The organism is Klenkia sp. PcliD-1-E, assembly GCF_024124375.1.
GTDB lineage: Bacteria > Actinomycetota > Actinomycetes > Mycobacteriales > Geodermatophilaceae > Klenkia.
The window spans coordinates 1-18,083 of record NZ_JAMXRZ010000088.1; the positions used below are offsets into that span (position 1 = coordinate 1).

The 18,083-nt window shown below is 74.0% G+C and carries 19 protein-coding genes and 1 pseudogene; 4 read left to right on the forward strand and 16 right to left on the reverse strand.

What is annotated here, in order from left to right; translation table 11 throughout:
* The 3 genes from NH342_RS16300 to NH342_RS16310 all read right to left on the reverse strand — a co-directional run.
* The coding region (locus NH342_RS16300) for a hypothetical protein (protein ID WP_253016224.1) at nt 1-215 on the reverse strand (215 nt) is incomplete at its 3' end.
* Nucleotides 212-1,234 (reverse strand): cytochrome d ubiquinol oxidase subunit II, encoded by a 1,023-nt coding sequence (cydB, locus tag NH342_RS16305; protein WP_253016226.1) that lies wholly within the window; start codon nt 1,232-1,234, stop codon nt 212-214. The genes cydB and NH342_RS16300, both read right to left, overlap by 4 nt.
* A 12-nt stretch (nt 1,235-1,246) precedes the next feature.
* Nucleotides 1,247-2,806, reverse strand: coding sequence for a cytochrome ubiquinol oxidase subunit I (locus NH342_RS16310; protein WP_253016228.1), 1,560 nt, complete (start codon nt 2,804-2,806; stop codon nt 1,247-1,249).
* A 113-nt stretch (nt 2,807-2,919) separates the two neighbouring features.
* Between NH342_RS16310 and NH342_RS16315 the strand changes: the two genes are divergently transcribed.
* Both NH342_RS16315 and NH342_RS16320 read left to right on the forward strand, forming a co-directional pair.
* Nucleotides 2,920-3,267 (forward strand): BlaI/MecI/CopY family transcriptional regulator, encoded by a 348-nt coding sequence (locus NH342_RS16315; protein ID WP_253016230.1) that lies wholly within the window; start codon nt 2,920-2,922, stop codon nt 3,265-3,267.
* Between the two features lie 4 nt (nt 3,268-3,271).
* Nucleotides 3,272-4,204 carry a M56 family metallopeptidase gene (locus NH342_RS16320; protein ID WP_253016232.1) on the forward strand — a complete coding sequence of 311 codons (933 nt, stop codon included), beginning with the start codon at nt 3,272-3,274 and terminating at the stop codon, nt 4,202-4,204.
* A gap of 106 nt (nt 4,205-4,310) precedes the next feature.
* Here the strand turns inward: NH342_RS16320 and NH342_RS16325 are convergent, their stop codons facing one another.
* The 8 genes from NH342_RS16325 to NH342_RS16360 all read right to left on the reverse strand — a co-directional run bounded on the left by NH342_RS16325 (nt 4,311) and on the right by NH342_RS16360 (nt 11,606).
* Nucleotides 4,311-5,207 (reverse strand): hypothetical protein, encoded by an 897-nt coding sequence (locus NH342_RS16325; RefSeq protein ID WP_253016234.1) that lies wholly within the window; start codon nt 5,205-5,207, stop codon nt 4,311-4,313.
* A 208-nt stretch (nt 5,208-5,415) separates the two neighbouring features.
* On the reverse strand, nt 5,416-6,222 hold the full coding sequence (locus NH342_RS16330) for a carbohydrate ABC transporter permease (RefSeq protein ID WP_253016236.1): 807 nt from the start codon (nt 6,220-6,222) through the stop codon (nt 5,416-5,418).
* The gene (locus NH342_RS16335; RefSeq protein ID WP_253016238.1) at nt 6,219-7,157 is read right to left on the reverse strand and encodes a carbohydrate ABC transporter permease; all 939 of its coding nucleotides are present in this window, start codon (nt 7,155-7,157) and stop codon (nt 6,219-6,221) included. The genes NH342_RS16330 and NH342_RS16335 overlap by 4 nt, the downstream gene beginning before the upstream one ends.
* The gene (locus NH342_RS16340) at nt 7,150-8,457 is read right to left on the reverse strand and encodes an extracellular solute-binding protein (protein ID WP_253016240.1); all 1,308 of its coding nucleotides are present in this window, start codon (nt 8,455-8,457) and stop codon (nt 7,150-7,152) included. Before NH342_RS16340 ends, NH342_RS16335 begins: the two co-directional genes overlap by 8 nt.
* A gap of 101 nt (nt 8,458-8,558) precedes the next feature.
* Nucleotides 8,559-8,891: a helix-turn-helix domain-containing protein gene (locus NH342_RS23640; protein ID WP_253016256.1), complete on the reverse strand. Its 333-nt coding sequence runs from the start codon at nt 8,889-8,891 to the stop codon at nt 8,559-8,561.
* The gene (locus NH342_RS16350; RefSeq protein ID WP_253016242.1) at nt 8,888-9,367 is read right to left on the reverse strand and encodes an Hsp20/alpha crystallin family protein; all 480 of its coding nucleotides are present in this window, start codon (nt 9,365-9,367) and stop codon (nt 8,888-8,890) included. Before NH342_RS16350 ends, NH342_RS23640 begins: the two co-directional genes overlap by 4 nt.
* A gap of 185 nt (nt 9,368-9,552) precedes the next feature.
* The gene (locus NH342_RS16355) at nt 9,553-10,953 is read right to left on the reverse strand and encodes a glutamine synthetase family protein (RefSeq protein WP_305884928.1); all 1,401 of its coding nucleotides are present in this window, start codon (nt 10,951-10,953) and stop codon (nt 9,553-9,555) included.
* 47 nt (nt 10,954-11,000) lie between these two features.
* On the reverse strand, nt 11,001-11,606 hold the full coding sequence (locus NH342_RS16360; protein ID WP_253016244.1) for a TetR family transcriptional regulator: 606 nt from the start codon (nt 11,604-11,606) through the stop codon (nt 11,001-11,003).
* 84 nt (nt 11,607-11,690) lie between these two features.
* Between NH342_RS16360 and NH342_RS16365 the strand changes: the two genes are divergently transcribed.
* Together NH342_RS16365 and NH342_RS16370 are read left to right on the forward strand one after the other, a co-directional pair.
* A complete protein-coding gene (locus NH342_RS16365; RefSeq protein WP_374209470.1) occupies nt 11,691-12,614 on the forward strand; it encodes an ATP-binding cassette domain-containing protein in 924 nt (307 codons plus the stop codon).
* Nucleotides 12,611-14,188, forward strand: a complete 1,578-nt coding sequence (locus tag NH342_RS16370; RefSeq protein WP_253016246.1) for an ABC transporter permease — start codon at nt 12,611-12,613, stop codon at nt 14,186-14,188. Before NH342_RS16365 ends, NH342_RS16370 begins: the two co-directional genes overlap by 4 nt.
* Nucleotides 14,189-14,197: 9 nt before the next feature.
* Here NH342_RS16370 and NH342_RS16375 read toward each other — a convergent pair whose 3' ends face one another.
* The 5 genes and pseudogenes from NH342_RS16375 to NH342_RS16395 all read right to left on the reverse strand — a co-directional run.
* Nucleotides 14,198-14,872, reverse strand: a complete 675-nt coding sequence (locus NH342_RS16375; protein ID WP_253016248.1) for an IclR family transcriptional regulator — start codon at nt 14,870-14,872, stop codon at nt 14,198-14,200.
* Entirely contained in the window at nt 14,869-15,459 is a 591-nt protein-coding gene (locus tag NH342_RS16380; protein ID WP_253016250.1) for an MBL fold metallo-hydrolase, read from the reverse strand. The genes NH342_RS16375 and NH342_RS16380 overlap by 4 nt, the downstream gene beginning before the upstream one ends.
* Nucleotides 15,456-16,589: a fumarylacetoacetase gene (gene fahA / locus NH342_RS16385; RefSeq protein WP_253016252.1), complete on the reverse strand. Its 1,134-nt coding sequence runs from the start codon at nt 16,587-16,589 to the stop codon at nt 15,456-15,458. The genes NH342_RS16380 and fahA overlap by 4 nt, the downstream gene beginning before the upstream one ends.
* Nucleotides 16,586-17,770, reverse strand: coding sequence for a homogentisate 1,2-dioxygenase (locus NH342_RS16390; protein ID WP_253016254.1), 1,185 nt, complete (start codon nt 17,768-17,770; stop codon nt 16,586-16,588). Before NH342_RS16390 ends, fahA begins: the two co-directional genes overlap by 4 nt.
* Nucleotides 17,770-18,083, reverse strand: a pseudogene (locus NH342_RS16395) (pentachlorophenol monooxygenase); the annotation flags it as partial. The gene NH342_RS16390 and the pseudogene NH342_RS16395, both read right to left, overlap by 1 nt.

Here is an 18,083-nt window from a genome sequence, read left to right on the forward strand (position 1 = left end):
GCGCCGGCCGAGGCCCGGACCAGTGCGCCCGCCGCGGCCAGCGCGAGGGGACCCAGCGGGGACCGGCCGTCGACCGCGGCGGCCAGGCCGTGCGCCAGGCCGACGGCGAGGCCGACGGTGCCGAGGGTCTGCACCAGGGCGACCACCCCGGCCCGGACGACGGCCCCGGTGACGCCGGGGACGCCGTCCAGCGGGGACAGCGGGCCGCGGGTCATGCGTGCGCGGCCTCGTGCTCGGGCTCGGCGGTGAGCCGCTTGCGGAACACCCAGTAGGTCCAGGCCTGGTAGCCCAGCACGACCGGCAGGCCGAACCCGGCGACCCAGGTCATCACGGTGAGCGTGTAGTCGCTGACCGAGGCGGTGCCGACGACCACGTCGAACGCGGGGTCGACGGTGGAGGCGACGACGCTGGGGTAGCCGGCGCCGAAGACCGCGGCGGCCGAGGCCAGCAGCACCAGCGCCCAGCCGAGGAAGGCCTGGCCCTCGCGGTCGACCTTCAGCCGGGTCCAGGTGCCGACGACGGCCAGTGCGGCAACCAGCCACAGCACGGTGGAGACCAGCCCGCCCGAGCGGAGCACGACCAGCCCGGCCCAGGCCAGCAGCGGCAGCGCGGCCAGCGGCGACCAGCGCAGCGCGAACGCCCGCGCCCGCTCCCGCACCGGGCCCTCGGTCTTCAGCGCCAGGAACACCGCGCCGTGCACGAGCGAGTAGGCCAGCACCGCGACCGCGCCGAGCGCCACCGGCCAGCCCACCCAGGAGAACGCGCCGCCCACCCGGGTGCCGTCCTCGCCGATCGGCAGGCCCAGCGTGGTCGCGCCCAGCGCGCCGCCGATGGCCAGCGCGGCGACGACCGAGCCGCCGGTGATGACCCGGGTCCAGGTGGCGTCCCAGCGGGCGTCGTGCCGCTGGTGCCGCCACTCGAAGGCCACCGCGCGCACGATGAGCGCGAGCAGCAGCAGCACGAACGGCAGGTACATCGCCGGCAGCCAGGTGGCGTACCAGCCGGGGAAGGCGGCGAAGACCGCGCCGACGGCGGTGACCAGCCAGACCTCGTTGCCGTCCCAGACCGGGCCGATGGTGCGCAGCATCAGGTTCTTGTCCGCGCGCTTCTGCGCCGGGTCGCCCTTCGACAGCACCGGCAGCAGGGCGGCCACGCCGAAGTCGAAGCCCTCCAGCAGGAGGAAGCCGGTCCACAGCACCGCGACGGCGGCGAACCACAGGGTCTGCAGGTCCATGGCGGTGCTCCTCTAGTAGGCGAACTGCAGGACGTCGTCGCTGGCGTCGTCGTCCGGCCTGGTGGTGGGTTCGTCGTCGTCGGTGCTCGTCCCGCCGCCGATGCCCGGGGTGGGGGTCGTGTCACCCTCGGTGATGCCGGCCCGGGCGAACCGGACGATCAGCCCGAGCTCGACCACCGCCAGCGCGGCGTAGAGCACGGCCAGGCTGATCAGCGACGTCCAGACCTCGGCGGCGGTGATGCCGGGGGAGACGGCCTGGGCGGTGAAGAAGTAGATCTGCTCGGCGCGCGGGACGTCCGGGTTGGGGACGACGACGAACGGTTGCCGGCCCATCTCGGTGAAGACCCACCCGGCGGCGTTCGCGACGAACGGGGCGCCGACCGCGAGCAACGACCCGTAGACCCCGATCCGGGACGTCGGCACCCGGCCCTTCCTGGTCGACCACAGGGCGTAGGCGGCGACCGCGGCCGAGACCATGCCCATGCCGATCATCAGCCGGAAGCCCCAGTAGGTCACCGCGAGGACCGGCGTGTAGTCGATCGGCTGGCCGGCCTTGTCGCCGAAGCTCGGGTCGTCGGGGTAGGTGGCGCCGTAGGCGTCGGCGTACTGCTCCTGCAACTGGTTCACCCCGGGGACGGGGGAGGAGAAGTCGCTGTGGGCCAGGAAGCTGAGGATGTAGGGGATCGTGAAGGAGTGCACGTCGTCGCACTCGTTGCTGCCCAGCTTGGTGAAGGCGAAGATCGAGAACGACGCCGGTGCCTCGGTGTTGCACAGCGCCTCGGCCGAGCTCATCTTCAGCGGCTGCTGCTGGTACATCAGTTTGCCCTGCCAGTCGCCGGTCAGCGCCACCAGCAGGAACGCGGCCAGGCTGACGTAGCCGCCGAGCCGGACCGACCGGCGCCACACCGCGTGGTCGACGTCCTCGGTGGACCTGCCCGCGAGCTTCCGCTTGCGCAGGTGCCACAGGCCGATGCCCACCAGCAGGCCGCCGGCGACCATCAGCGAGGCCACGAGCGCGTGGCTGAACGCGGCGATCGCGGTGTTGTTGGTGAGGACGGCGAGGAAGTCGACCTGCCGCGGGCGGCCGGTGGCCTGGTCCATGACCACACCGACCGGGTGCTGCATCCAGGAGTTCGCCGCGATGATGAAGTACGCGCTGATCGTGGAGCCGACCACCGCGGCCCAGATGGTGGCCAGGTGCAGCTTCTTCGGGATCCGGCCCCAGCCGAAGATCCACAGGCCCAGGAACGTGGACTCCAGGAAGAAGGCCAGCAGGGCCTCCAGCGCCAGGAGCGACCCGAAGACGTCGCCGACGAACCGGGAGTACTCGCTCCAGGCCAGGCCGAACTGGAACTCCTGCACCAGCCCGGTGGCCACGCCGAGGACGAAGTTGATCAGGAAGATCCGGCCCCAGAAGCGGGTCATCCGCAGCCACTCGGCCCGGCCGGTGCGCACCCAGAGGGTGTGCATGACGGCGACCACCAGCCCCAGCCCGATGGTCAGCGGGACCATCAGGAAGTGGTAGACGGTCGTGATGCCGAACTGCCAACGAGCGATGTCGAGCACGTCCACCGCGACCGCCTCCAGCCTGGTCTACGATCGGTCGACTTCTTTCTACGCCACGTAGAAGTGAATTTCTACAACCGGTAGAAGACGCGCCGGTGATGTACGAGACAGGAGGACCCGTGGAGTCGCTGGGGGAGCTGGAGCGGGCGGTGATGGACCAGCTGTGGTCCCGCGCCGTGCCGCTGTCGGCGGCGGAGCTGCGGGACGCGCTGGCCGACCGGGGCCTGGCCCTGACCACCGTGCACACGGTGCTCAGCCGGCTGGAGGGCAAGGGTTTCGTGCGCCACGACGACGCCCGTCCGCGCCGGTTCGCCGCCGTCGCCAGCCGGGAGGACCACGCCGCCGAGCTGATGCACGAGGTGCTGGGCCAGGCCGCCGACCGGCAGGCCGTGCTGGCCCGCTTCATCGGCTCGGCCACAGCCGGTGAGACCGAGATGCTGCGCGCCCTGCTGGCCGACACGCCCTGAGACCGTGCTGCCGCTGAGCGCGCTGCTGCTCGGCCTGCTGGCGCTCGCGCTGGCGTGGCCGGTGCCCGCCGTGCTCTCCCGCGCCCGGTGGCCCCGGCGCGACCCGGTGGCTGCCCTGGTCTGCTGGCAGGCGGTCGGCCTGGCCGGGGGCCTGTCGATCATCGGCGCGCTGCTGGTGCACGGCCTCTCGCCCTGGGGCGGGTCGCTGCCGCAGGCCTGGTGGGCGTGGGCCCAGCACTGGTTCACCGGCGAGCTGCCCGCGCAGCCCGTCCGCGGCGACCACTGGGTGGCCCAGACCTTGGCCGCCGTCCTGGCGCTGGAGCTGCTCGGCGTCCTGGTGCTGGCGCTGGTGCGCACCGCCCGCACCCGCGCCCGGCACCGCGCGCTGCTGGAGCTGCTGGTGCACCCGGCTCCCGGCGTCGAGGCCCGGGTGCTGGACTCGCCGGTGCCCGCGGCGTTCTGCATCCCCGGGGCCCGGCCGCTGCTCGTCCTGTCGTCGGGCATGGTCGAGGAGTTCGCCCCCGACGAGCTGGCCGCCGTCGTCGCCCACGAGCGGGCGCACCTGGCCGAGCGGCACCACCTGCTGCTGCTGCCCTTCGTCGCGTGGCGGGAGGCGCTGCCGGTGCTGCCGGCCGCCGACCGCGCCCACGACGCGGTGCGGGACCTGGTGGAGATGCGGGCCGACGACGTCGCGCTGCGCTCGGTGCCCGGTCCCGGTGCGCGCCGGGTGCTGGCCCGGGCGATCGTGGCCGCCGCCGAGGGCGGTGCGCCGGCCGGGGCGCTGGCCGCGGGCGGGGGAGTGCTCACCGCGCGGGTGACCAGGCTGCTGGACCCGCCCGAGCCCCTGCCTGGGTGGGCGAGGCCGCTGGCGGTCGGCGCCGCGGTCACCCTGGTCCTGGCCCCCACCCTCCTCCTGCTGGCCCCCGCTCTCCTGTAGGCCTCCTGCCTCCGCGCCCTGCCCCGCTCTGACCCCCCGTTGATCTTGCAGAACGGCAACGGTGGCGCGCCGGGGGACGGCGCGGCGACGTTGCCGATCTGCAAGATCAAGAGGCACCGGGCCGCCAGCCGCGGGAGAGCAGGGCCCGGCGGCAGCGGTCGACGACATCCGCCCGACGGCGCAGGTGCTGCTTGGCGAAACGCAGGACGAGCTCGCCGTCGGCGGCCATGTTCGTGTACCTGTCGATGGCCTGGCCGAACTTCTCCACGGTGCGGTGACCGTCGCCCTCGTACTCGACCCGCACCCCGAAGCGGCGCCAGCCGAGGTCGTTGTGCGCGACCTCGTCACCCGCCTGGTTGATGACCGCCGGCTGGATCTCCGGGTCGGGGAGGTCGCTGTCGAGCAGCCACACCCTGAACAGGCTCTCCGGCCGGGACATCGCGCGGCCGTCCAGCTGAGGCGCCCGCCGGCGTGCCCGGCGCACTCCGCGCACCCGGTCGGAGCGGTCCAGCACCTCCTCCACCTGCTCGGGTGTCATCCTGCCGCGGCGGAGCAGGGCGTCGCCGATGGCCACCAGTTCGTCGTCCGGGGTGCTCGCGGCGAGGTCGACCCAGGTGCGGGCCCCGGACGTCACCCGCAGCAACCTGGTGCCGTCCTCGCGGTCGACCAGCGCGCGGACGTCGTCCGGACCGAGCTCGCGGCAGACGGCGACGAGCCCCCGGTGCCGAGGTGGGGTGACCCCGGGCGGGACGACGACCTGCGGGGTCAGCGGTGGCCGCACCAGGGGAGCGCCGAGCAGCGCCGCGGCCGTCTCCAGACCGAAGGCGGCACTCGCCGGGAGCACGGTGGCCCACGCCCGGCAGGTGGCCAGCAGGGTGGGTTCGACGGCCCGGGACAGGTACGCGCCGCGCCCGACCCGGACGCCGTCTGCCCGGATGTCCCGCCAGGTGCGGCCGTCGTCCAGCGCGTCGCGGCGGCTGTAGATGGCGGGGTGCTCGTCCATGCCGCGGACACTCGACGCGGGATGGGCCGGCGCGGGCCTGCCCGAGGATCTGTGGCCGGCCACCCGCGATGGGGACGACGAGCCGCACGGCCCACACGAACCTGCTACCGGATGTTGATCTTGCAGAACGGCAACGGCGCCACGCCGGCAGACGGCGTGCCACCGTTGCGGTTCCGCAAGATCAACGGGGGAGGGGGGAGGTGGAGGGCTACCGGATGCCGCTCCTGGTCAGGCCGGCGACGAAGTAGCGCTGGAAGACCAGGAAGACGACCACCATCGGCACCACGTTGACCAGGGCGAAGGCCATGGTGGCGCCGTAGTCGCTGCCGAACTGGCCCTGCAGGTACAGCAGCCCGATCGGCAGGGTGTAGAGGGCGTTGTCGCGCAGCGCGATCAGCGGCCAAGCGAAGTCGTTCCAGCTCTGCAGCAGGCTCATGAAGAACAGGACGGCGATCAGCGGCTTGCTCAGCGGCAGCACCACCGAGCGGAACACCCGCAGGTGGCCGGCGCCGTCGAGGCGGGCAGCCTCGATGAGCTCGCGCGGGATGCCGAGCAGGAACTGCCGGGCCAGGAACAGCCCGAACGCCGAGGCCGCGGTGGGCAGGATGACCGCCCAGTAGGTGCCGTACAGGCCCATCCCGGTGACGATCCGGAACAGCGACACCATGATCACCTGGATGGGCAGCACCAGCGTCCCGAGCGCGACGAAGAACAGCGCGTTGGAGCCGCGGAAGCGCAGGTGGGCGAAGGCGTAGCCGGCCAGCAGGCTGGTGGCCACCGACAGCAGCGCCACCACCAGGGAGATGGCCACCGAGTTGCCGAACCAGGCGGCGACCGGGAAGGAGGAGAAGACCCGGTCGACGTTCTCCAGCGTGAACTGGCGGGGCCACACCCGCAGGTCCCCGCCGAGCAGCTCGCGACGGCTGGAGAAGGCGACGACGACCATCCAGTACAGCGGCGCGATGATCACCAGCGCGGCCAGCAGCGCCAGGCCGAACCGGAGCGTCCTGGTCATTCGGTCAGGTCCCGGGTCCGGCTGGTCCGCCACTGCACGACTGCGAACACCACGGCCAGCAGCAGCAGGACCATCCCGATGGCGGCGGCGTAGCCCTGGTCGCGGGTGACGAACCCGGTGTCGTAGGCGTAGGTGACCAGCACGTTCGTCGCACCCTGCGGCCCGCCGCCGGTCAGCACGAACACGATGTCGAAGACCTGGAACGAGTAGATGACGTTGAGCACGACCAGGAAGTAGGACGACGGGCCCAGCAGCGGCAGCGTCACGTTCCGGAAGCGCTGCCAGCCGTTGGCGCCGTCCAGCCGGGCGGCCTCGTGCAGGTCGGGGCCGATGCCCTGCAGCCCGGCCAGGTAGATGAGCATGTTGAACCCGGTCCGCCACCAGATGGTGACCAGCACGATCGTGGCGAACGCCGGCACCGGTTGCGACTGCCAGTCCACCTCGGGCAGGCCGACCGCCCCGAGCAGCTTGTCCAGGATGCCGTTGTTCTGGTCAAACACCAGGACGCCGATCAGCGCGGTGGCCACGCCCGAGACGGCCATCGGCAGGATCAGCACCGACCGGAAGAGCCCGCGCGCGGGCAGCACCGAGTTCAGCAGCACCGCCATGCCCAGCCCCAGCGCCATCGACGCCGCGGTGACCACGACGGTGAACCCGGCGGTGGTGGCCAGCGCCCGCCAGAAGACCGGGTCGGTAACCAGCCGGCCGTAGTTAGCCAGCCCGATGAACTCGCCGTCGCCGAACCCGTCGGTGCGCTGCAGGCTGACCACGAACGCCCCGACCAGCGGCACGAGCACGAACAGCCCGAGCAGGGCGAAGTTCGGCGCGATGAACCCGTAGGCGGCCACTGACTCCCCGCGCGGCCGCCGGCGCCGGGCCGGTGCCGGCCGCGGGCCCGCCGCCGGGGCGACCGGTGCCGTGGCGAGGTCAGGCACCGGTGGCGTCCGCGATCCCCTGCGCCATGTTGGTCACGGTCGTGGCGGCGTCCTGGCTGCCGAGGAACGCGGCGTCCAGCTGGGTCTTGAGCACCGGGATGATGCCCGACATCGACGGCGAGGCGACCTGGGCGGCGTCCTGCGGCTGCACCTGGCCGGCCTGGCCGACGAAGACCTCGGTGGTCTCGGGTCGGACGTCGAAGGACAGCGACCCGTCGAGCAGGTCGGGGCGGGTGGGCAGCAGCGACGCGGACTGGCAGAAGCCCTGCATCTGGTCGCGCTGGGTCACGAACTCCAGGAAGGACGCCGCCAGCTCGGGCTGGTTGGTGGCCTGCGTGGCCACCAGTGCGTTGCCGCCGAAGTCGCCGCCGCCGCGGACGTCGACCGGGGCGTAGGTGACGCCCCACTCGAAGTCGGCGGTGGTGTCGGCGTCGGGGATCTGGAAGGCCCCCGACCACACCATCGCGACCGTGCTGGAGAACCAGGTGTCGGCGGCGTAGGTGGAGGAGGTGGTGGTGTCGGTGTCGGGCACCCAGCCGTTGCGGAAGAACGAGCTGGAGAACTCCACGGCTGCGCGGCCGGCGTCGGAGTCGATGAGCGGGGTCTTCTGGTCGGTGTCGAGGAAGGCGCCGTCGGCCTGGAAGAGCAGGCTCAGCCAGCGGGTGACGCCGTTGCCCTGCCAGTTGTAGGCGAAGGGGTAGGTGCCCGAGGGCAACCCGGCCTTGAGCCGGTCGGCGACCTGGCCGAGCTCCTCCCAGGTCCAGGCGTCATCCACGGAGGTGGGGACGTCGGTGATCCCCGCGGCCTCGAGCAGCTGCTTGTTGTAGAGGATCGCCGAGGTGTCGGTGTGGTGCGGCAGCCCGAACGGGGAGCCGCCGTTCTGCACGGCGGCCCAGGCGGTCTCGGTGAACTGGTCCTGCACCCCGTCGGAGAGGTAGGAGCTCAGGTCCAGCAGCTGACCGGCCCCGGCGTAGGCGCCGAAGGTGTAGTAGGGCACCCGGAAGATGTCCGGCGGGTTCCCGGCCTGCAGCTGCGCGTCGATGTTGGTGAACATCTGCTCGTAGGGGACGGCGTTGAGGTTCACCGTCGCGCCCTCGTTGGCCTGCTGGAAGGCGTCGATGGCGCTGCGGAACCCGGCGAGCTCGGCGTCGGTGCCCCAGGTTGTGAAGGTCAGGGTGCCCTCGGCCCCGGTGCCCCCTCCGCTGCTGCTGGACCCGCCGACGAACCCGCACCCGGGCAGCAGGAGGGGAGCGGCGACGGCGCCGGTGGCGGCGAGGAAGGCACGGCGGGACAGCTGCACGGGGACTCCACACGTCCGGGGCGACGGGTGGTTCCCGTGCGCGGCCGGATCACCCTATACAGCGCAAGCAGGGCTTACCGCGCGGAACGGGTCCGTGCAGGTCAGGAACGGTCCAGCTCGTCGCGCAGGGCCGCGACGTCGTCCTGCAGGCCGATGATGACCTCCGCCGAGCCGAGCGGGTGGCCGTCGTCCAGCAGCACCCGGACCCGGGCCGCGACCCGCAGCTGGGCCCGGGACCACCGTCGGTGCCCGCCGGCGGAGCGGGCCGGCTCGACCACCCCGGAGCTGTCCAGGCTGCGCAGGAAGGCGACCTGGACGCCCAGCAGCTCGGCGGCCTGGCCGATCGTGTACGTGGGGCGGTCGGGGTCGTCGAGCCGGTCCAGCGGGTCGGGTGCCGGAGGGGCGGGGGGCCCCTCCGGCGGGCCGGCGGTCAGCTCGTCACGGCCTGGTGCTCGGAGCCCTCGATGGTGGTCGGCGTGTCCGTGCGGCTGACGGTGATCTTTCGGGCCTTGGCCTTCTCGGCCACCGGGATGCTGACGGTGAGCACGCCGTCGTGGTAGCTGGCCTCCAGCTTGTCGGTGTCCAGGCTGCGGCCCAGGACGAGCTGGCGGGTGTAGCTGCCGAACGGACGCTCGGCGACCGCCCACTCGGCGCCCTCGAGCTGGGGGACCGACCGCTGCGCGCTGATGGTCAGCGTGGTGCCCTCGATGGACAGGTCGATCGAGCCGGGGTCGACGCCGGGCAGGTCGAAGTGGGCGACGAACTGGTCGCCGACCCGGTAGGCGTCCATCGGCATCCCGGCCAGGGCGCGGGCGGTGGTGGTGCCGCCGCGGCCGGTGAGCTGGTCGAGGGCGCGGAAGGCCTGCGAGAACGGGCTGGCGGAGCCGAAGGGGTCGTATGCGGTGAGCATGGGGTGAACACCTCCGTGTGGGCTGTGGTCGTGGCCGCTGAACCTCCAGCGACGACTACAGGTTACCTCGCTCGCACGGGGTCGTAAACATGCACTTCGGCATCGACCATGCAGAACCGCAACCGCGGCGCGCCGCCCACCGGCGTGGCGGCGGTGCCGTTCTGCATGATCAACGAGGGAAGACGTCAGTGCTTCCAGCGGACGGCGCGGCAGATGCCCTCGGGCGAGGTGCCCTCGAACAGCGCGATCTCCCCGTTCCGGACGTCGACGACGGTGGCGGCCAGCTCCTCGCCGAACGCCTCGACCAGCACCTCGTCGGACTCGAAGGCCGCCACCGCGTCGGCCAGGGTCGCGGGCAGCGCCCGGATGCCCGCCTCGCGCCGGCCCTCGTCGGACAGCGAGGCGGGGTCGACGCCGACCGGGTCGGGCAGCCGGGACCCCGCGCGCACCCCGGCCAGGCCAGCGGCCAGGCAGCCGGCCATCAGCAGGTAGGGGTTCGCGGCCAGGTCGAAGCTCTTGACCTCGACGTTCGCCGAGGACTGCCGGTTGCCGTCCGGGCCGGTCACGAAGCGCACCGCGGCCTCCCGGTTCTCCAGCCCCCAGGCGGCGTAGGCGCCGGCCCAGTGCGAGGGCACCAGTCGCAGGTAGGAGGCCACCGACGGTGCGCCGACGGCGAGCAGCCCGGGCAGGTGCCCGAGCAGCCCGGCGGTGAACGCCTCGCCGTCCGGGGTGAGCCCGAAGGTGCCCTCGCCGCCGCTCATCAGGTTCTCCTCGTCCCGCCACAGCGAGAGGTGCACGTGCCCGCCGTTGCCGACGCCGTCGGCGGTGACCTTGGGGGAGAAGGAGACCCGCAGGCCGTGCTGGGCGGACACGGCGGTGATGGTGTTCCGCACCAGCAGCGCGGTGTCGGCCGCCCCGACCGGGTCCTCGGCGCCCACCGAGATCTCCAGCTGACCGCCGGCGTACTCGGGGTGGAACTGGTCGACGGCGACGCCCTGCTCGGCGAGGGCGTCCAGCAGGTCGCGGGCGTAGTCGCTGACCTCGGCGAGCCGGGTCATCCCGTAGGCCGGGCCGGTCAGCGCCGGCACGAAGGCGTCGGCGTCGTCCGGCAGGCCGTCCGGCCGGGCCACCACCCACTCGACCTCGAACGCGGCTCGCACGGTGAACCCGGCGTCGGCGAGCGCGGCGACCTGGCGGCGCAGCAGCGAGCGGGAGCACTGCACGTGCGGCTGACCGACCTGGGTGAACCGGTCGACCGGTGCCCACGCCCAGCCGGGCTGCCCGGCCAGCACGACCAGGCGCGAGAGGTCCGGGTGCAGCCGCAGGTCACCGATCGCCGAGCCGGCGAACCGGCCGGCCACGATCGAGTCGTCGAGCAGGAAGCCGTCGAAGACCGGGCTCATGCCCACCCCCCACGCCGCCGCCGAGGGCAGCTTCGCCAGCGGCACGGTCTTCACCCGGGTGATGCCGGAGGTGTCCACCCAGGGCAGGGCGACGGCGGTGACCCCGGCGTCCTCCAGCTCGGGCAGCAGCGCCTCGGCGGCGGCCCGGCGTTCCTCGCGGTTGGTGTGCTCCAGCTGCTCCATGGCCGCATCATGCCGTCCCCGGGGCCTGCGCGTCGGTGACCGGGACCTCAGTCGGGTGCCCGGAGGTCCCCGGTGAGGTAGCGATCGACGGTCGGGCCGACGGCTGCGGCGAGGTCGGCGGGCCCGGCGTCGACCACGTCCTGGGCCTGCAGCACGTAGCGGGCCACGAGCAGCCCCAGCACCTGGGACAGCACCAGGCCGCTGCGCACGGACACCTCGTCGGTCGGGACGTCGAGGGCCGCGGCGATGCGACCGAGGACCCGGCGCAGCAGGAACTCCTGCAGCGCGGCCGCCGTGCGGGGGTCGGTGACGGCGGACCGGAGCAGGGCCACCAGGGCCGGACCCGCCGGGCCGTCCCACACGCCGAGCAGCGTGTGCACCAGCCGGACGCCGATCCCGGCGCGGGGGCCGGCCAGCACCGGGGCGAGGACCGCCTCCGGGTCGACCGGTGCGCGGACCGCGGCGAGGAACAGCTCGTCCTTGCTGCCGAAGTAGTGGTGCACGAGAGCCGGGTCGACGCCGGCCTCCCCGGCGATGCGCCGGATGGTGGCGCCGCCGAACCCCAGCTCGGCGAAGACGGTGCGGGCGGCGTGCAGCACGGCGTCCCGGGTGTCGGGGTTGCCCGGACGTCGTCCGGTCGGTCTGGCGGCCATCGCGGTGGAGCCTATCTCGTCGGTTGTTGATTTCATCGTGCGTTGAGTTCTATTCTCCGCGCACACCCACCACGGAGGGACGAGATGACGGCGACAGGCGGTGCCCCGGTGATCGACGTCGAGGGGCTGGTGAAGACCTTCGGCGCGTTCCGCGCCCTGGACGGGCTGGACCTGCAGGTGGGGCCGGGGGAGGTGCACGGCTTCCTCGGCCCGAACGGCGCGGGCAAGTCCACGACGATCCGGGTGCTGCTCGGGCTGCTGCGGGCCGACGCCGGCCGCGTCCGGCTGCTGGGCGGCGACCCCTGGCGCGACGTCGTCGAGCTGCACCGCCGGCTGGCCTACGTCCCCGGCGACGTCGTGCTGTGGCCCGGGTTGTCCGGCGGGGAGGCCATCGACCTGCTGGGCGCCCTCCGCGGCGGTCTGGACGAGCGCCGCCGGGCGCACCTGGTGGAGCGGTTCGAGCTCGACCCGACCAAGCGCGGGCGGCAGTACTCCAAGGGGAACCGGCAGAAGGTGGCGATCGTGGCCGCGCTCGCCTCCGACGTCGACCTGCTCGTGCTCGACGAACCCACCTCGGGGCTGGACCCGCTGATGGAGGAGGTGTTCCAGCAGGAGGTCGCCGCGGAGAAGGCCCGGGGGCGCAGCGTGCTGCTGAGCAGCCACATCATGAGCGAGGTCGAGGCGCTGGCCGACCGGGTGAGCATCATCCGGGCCGGTCGGGTGGTGGAGTCCGGGACGCTGGACGAGCTGCGCCGGCACACCCGGACGACGGTCACGGCCGTGCTCGCCGACCCCGCGGCGCAGCTGCCGCCGCTGCGCGCCCTGCGCGACGTGCACCGCGACGGCGCCCGGTTCACCGCCGCGGTCGAGCCCGGTGGCACCAACGCCGCCCTCGCCGAGCTCGGGCGGCTGGACCTGGCCTCGCTGACGGTCTCGCCGCCGTCGCTGGAGGACCTGTTCCTGCGGCAGTACGACCGGGAACCCGAACCGGTCGGTGCGGCGTCGTGAGCGCCCTCGTGGGCGTCGCGCCGCTGGCCCGGGTGACGCTGCGCCAGGACGCCCGGTCGATCGCGCCGTGGATCGTGGGCACCACCGCGCTGTCGGCGTCGTCGATCCTGGCCTACGACCTGCTCTTCGACGACCCGCAGGAGCGGGCCGGGCTGGCCGCCACCCTGGGCTCGAACCCGGCGCTCGGGTTGGTCTTCGGGCCGGCCCGGGACCTGCTGACCGCCGACGGGTTCAACGCCTGGCGGGCCGGTGCGCTCGGCGGGTTCCTGGCCGCGCTGATGGCCGTCACCACCGTCGTGCGCAACAGCCGGGCCGACGAGGACTCCGGGCAGGCCGAGCTGCTGGCGTCGGGCGTGGTGGGCCGTGCCGCCCGGCTGCAGACCGCGCTGGGGCTGGCCTGGCTGGCCTCGCTCGTGCTGGGGGTCGTCTCCTGGGCGGTCACCGTCGCCGTCGGCGGCGGCGTCGTCGACACCGCCGTGCAAGCGGCCACCTACACCGGCGCGGGTCTGGTGTTCGCCGGGGTCGCGGCAGTGGCCGCGCAGCTGGGCGCCGATGCCCGGTCGGCCACCAGCCTCGCCGTGGGCACCCTGGCGGTGGCGTTCCTGGCCCGCGGGTTCGTCGACGCCAGCGGGACGGCGACCTGGCTGACCTGGGTGACCCCGCTGGGGTGGCTGCAGGAGACCCGGCCCGCCGCCGGGAACCGCTGGTGGCCGCTGCTGCCGGCCCTCGCGCTCGCGCTCGCCCTGGCCGTGCTGGCGTTCGTGCTGCAGAGCCGGCGCGACTTCGGCCAGGGCGTCGTCGCCGCCCGCCCCGGGCCGGCCCGCGCCGGTGCGGTGGCCTCGGTGTGGGGTCTGGCGCTGCGGCTGCACCGGGCGCAGCTCGTCGTCTGGCTCGGTGGGCTCGCCGCGCTGGGCGCGGTGTTCGGCGCCGTGGTCTCCTCGGTCGCCGGTGACGGGGCCGACTCCCCGTTCAGCGCCCTCCTCCCCGGCGGTGGGTCGAGCGTGGTGGCGGCGTTCGTGCTGACCTTCCTGTCCCTGCTCGGCATCGTGGCCGCGGTCCCCGGCGTGCAGATCGCGCAGCGGGTGCACGCCGAGGAGACCGACCACCGGGTCGAGCCGCTGCTGGCCGGTGCGCTGCGCCGGTCGAGGTTCTTCGCCAGCCACGCCGTGCCGGCGCTGGCCGCCCCGGCGGTGGCCGTGCTCCTCGCCGGCGCCACGATGGGGGCGGTCGTCTCCTCGGCCGGCACCGGTCTCGGGGCCGGTGACGTGCTGGCCCAGGCCGCGGCCACGGTCCCGGCGGTGTGGGCCGTCGTCGCCCTCGCCCTGGCCGTCGTCGGGGCCCGCCCCGCGGTGCGCCTGGCCGGCTGGCTGGGCGTCGTGGCCTCCTTCGCGCTCACCCTCTTCGGGCCCACCTTCCGGCTGCCCGGGTGGGCGCTGGGCATCAGCCCGTTCCACCACGTCCCCGACGTGACCGCCGCCTCGCCCGGCTGGACCGGGCTGGTCGTCGTCGGGGCCGCCGCCGCAGCGCTCACCGTCGTGGCGTTCGTCGGGTTCGGCCGCCGGGATGTCGGCTGAGCCGACCCGTCAGGGCGCGTCGGCCGCGATCGCGGCCGCCGCGGCGACCAGGGCCGCACCGACGTCGGACACGTCGTGCGGGATGCCGGTGTGCACCACGGCCACCGCCGCCCGGGCGCCGCCGTCGGGGCCGTGCACCGGGGCCGACACCGACCGGACGCCGGGGATGACCTCGCCCTCGCTGACCGCCCAGCCGGTGGCCCGGGCGGTGACCAGCTCGGGCCGGTCGCCGTCGTCCGGCGGTTCGGGCATCAGCAGGGCCAGCCCCGGCGCGCCGTGGCCGACCGGGTGGCGGGTGCCGGGACGGCGGGTGACGTGGCTGGGCACGTCGCGCGGCTCGACGCTGGTGAGGGTGACGGCGTCGTCCCCGGCGCGGACGACGAGGAACGCGGTGCAGCCGAACCGCTCGGCCACCGGGGTCAACCGGGTCGTGGCGGCGGACTGCAGGCTGGTCCGCACGCCCCGGGCCAGGACGGACACGGTCAGGCCCAGGCCGAACCGGCCGGCGTCGTCGCGCTCGACGAACCCGCGGTCCTCCAGGGTGCGCAGCAGCCGGTAGGCGATGGACCGGTGCAGGCCCACCGCGGTGGCGATCTCCATGACAGGCCGGGGCGACCCGGTGGCGGCGAGGTGCTCGAGGATGCGCAGGCCCCGGTCCAGGGTCTGCGACTGCGGCGCGGTCACCGCGGGGTGCCGGGCCCGGGCCGGAAGGCCGGGCCGTGGCCGGGCACCAGGAGGGTGGCCAGGGCCAGGACCCGCTCGCGCTGCTCGCGCAGCTGGTCCCGGTCGGGGGTGTAGGGGTCATCGGCCGGGCCCTCGGCGGTCCACCACAGGTGGGTGAGGGCGACGACGTCGTCGGCGGTGCCGACCAGGGTGGTGATGTCCTGCGGCGTGTGCCCGGGGGTGGCCAGCAGCCGGACGGACGGCGTGAGCTGCACCCCGTCGGCGGCGCGGCGCTCGAAGTGGTCGCCGGTGATGACCGACGCGACGTCGTGCACCGGCACCTGGGGGAAGAGCGCGATGTTGACGGTGTGGTCGAGGTGGTGATGGCTGACCACCACGTCGGTGACGTCGCCAGGGGCGATGCCGAGGTCCTCCAGCGGCTGCAGGATCAGCTCGCGGTCGGCCACCATGCCGGGGTCGACCACGATGACCCGGCCGGCGTCGCGGATCACCGAGACGGTGCCGGCGACCCGGGGCACCCGGGCGTAGCCCTCCACCAGGACGTCGAGGCGGGCGGTGCGGGCGAGGGCGTCCAGGTCGTCGGTCACGTGGTGCTCCAGTCGGTGCGGGCGGGGCGGACGGTGCCGGTGACCTCGCCGAGCCCGATGCGGGTCCCGTCGGGGCCGGGCGCGGTGGCGCTGATGGTCACGGTGTCGCCGTCCTCGAGGAACGTGCGGGTGGTGCCGTCGGCGAGGGGGATCGGCTCGGTGCCGCCCCAGGTCAGCTCCAGCAGCGAGCCGCGCTGGTCGCGCTCGGCTCCCGACACCGTGCCCGAGGCGAACAGGTCGCCGGTGCGCAGGGTGGCGCCGTTGACCGTGAGGTGCGCCAGCTGCTGGGGTGCCGTCCAGTGCATCGGCGCGAACGGCGGCCGCGACACGACCTCGCCGTTCAGCCGCACCTCCAGCTGCAGGTCCAGGCCCCAGCGCAGGCCGGCGTCGTCCAGATAGGGCAGGACGGCGGTGGCCCGCGGCGGCGGGTCGACGCGGGCGTGCTCCAGCGCGGCCAGCGGGACCACCCACGGGGAGACCGACGTCAGGAAGCTCTTCCCCAGGAAGGGCCCCAGCGGCACGTACTCCCAGGCCTGCAGGTCGCGGGCGGACCAGTCGTTGACCAGGCAGACGCCGAAGACGTGGTCGGCGAACGCGCCGACGGGCACGGGCCGGTCCGAGGGCACGCCGACGACGAACCCGACCTCGGCCTCGATGTCCAGCCGCCGGCTGGGCCCGAAGGTGGGGCTGCCGTCGTCCAGCCGCTGCCCGCAGGGCCGGACGACGTCCGTCCCCGACACCGCCACCGTCCCCGCCCGGCCGTGGTAGCCGATCGGCAGGTGCTCCCAGTTCGGCGTCAGCGGGGGCGAGCCGGGCCGGAAGATGCGCCCGACGTTCTCCGCGTGGTGCCGCGAGCTGTAGAAGTCCACGTAGTCGGCCACGGTGAACGGAAGGTGCAGGGTCACCTGGGGGAGCGGCACCCGGTGCGGCCCGTCGGCCCATTCCGGCAGGCGGGCCCGCACCGCCGCCCACGACGCCGGACCCTGCGCCAGGAAGGCGTCCAGGCTGCCGGTGGCGTGCACCGGGTCGCCCGACGCCGCGGCCAGGTCGAGCACCTCGTCGCCGACCAGCACCCCGGTGCGCGGCGGGGTGCCCGGGGTGGAGAAGACGCCGTAGGGGTAGGCGGTCACGAGGCGGGGCCGCGCCCGGACCAGGTCCAGGCGTACCGGCCGTCGTCGGACGCCGTCCCGGCCTCGCCCAGCGCGAGCGGCCGGAAGGTGTCGACCATGACGGCCAGCTCGTCGAAGTGCTCCGCACCCAGGGAGCCCTCGATGGCCGAGGGCTGCGGGCCGTGGCTGTGCCCGCCCGGGTGCAGGGAGATCGACCCCTTGCCGATGCCGGAGCCCTTGCGGGCCTCGTAGTCGCCGTCGACGTAGAACATGACCTCGTCGGAGTCGACGTTGGAGTGGTAGTAGGGCACCGGGATCGCCAGCGGGTGGTAGTCGACCTTCCGCGGCACGAAGTTGCAGATGACGAAGCCCGCGCCCTCGAACACCTGGTGCACCGGCGGGGGCTGGTGCACCCGGCCGGTGATCGGCTCGAAGTCGGAGACGTTGAAGACGTAGGGGTAGAGGCAGCCGTCCCAGCCGACCACGTCGAAGGGGTGCTCGGGGACGACGTGCACGGTGCCGGCCAAGCCCTCGCCCCCACGGTGCTTGACGTACACCTCGACGTCGGTGCCCTCGACCAGCAGGGGCTCGGTGGGCCCGCGCAGGTCGCGCTCGCAGTAGGGGGAGTGCTCCAGCAGCTGGCCGTACCTCGACAGGTAGCGCTTGGGCGGCGCGATGTGGGAGTTGGCCTCGATCGCGTAGGTGCGCAGTTCCCCGTCCGGCACCCAGCGGTGCGTGGTGGCCCGGGGGATGACCACGTAGTCGCCGGGGCCCACGGTCAGCGCCCCGAACACCGTCTCCACCAAGGCCGAACCGCGCTCGACGAACACGCACTCGTCGCCGGTGGCGTTGCGGTAGTACGGGGAGGTCTGCGTGGCCACCGAGTAGTGGATGCGGACGTCGGCGTTGCCCAGCACCAGCCGGCGGCCCAGCACAGGGTCGGCGTCGGCGGCGAACTCGAGGTCGTGCAGCCTGAGATGCCGGGGGAGCAGCGGGGCGTTCGGGGTGAGCGCCTGGTCGGGCAGCTGCCACGGCCGGGCGTCGACCAGCGAGCTGGGGACGCCGGCGTGGTAGAGCAACGAGGAGTCCGAGGAGAAGCCCTCCTCGCCCATCAGCTCCTCGCGGTACAGCGCGCCCTCGGGGGTGCGGTGCTGGGTGTGCCGCTTGGGCGGGACGCTGCCCACCTGCCGGTAGAAGGCCATCAGGCTGTCCTCTGAAGGGTGCGGGTGATGCGGGCGAGGGCGGCCGGCAGGTCGGCCGGGTCGGTGAGGACGGCGGCGACGTGCGCGTCGGGGCGCAGCACCCAGATCTCGTCGGCGCACGCCCCCAGCGCGCCGGCCAGCAGCCCGGAGGGGTCCAGGTCGTCGATGCGGCGGACCGAGACCGGGCCGTCGGCGTCCGGGGCGGGCACGTCGGGCGCCTCGGCGGCCAGCAGCACCGTCAGGCCCTCCCGGGCCAGCTGGCGCAGCCGGGTCAGGTCCGGCCGACCCGGGACGACGACCGGGACGTCGGGCG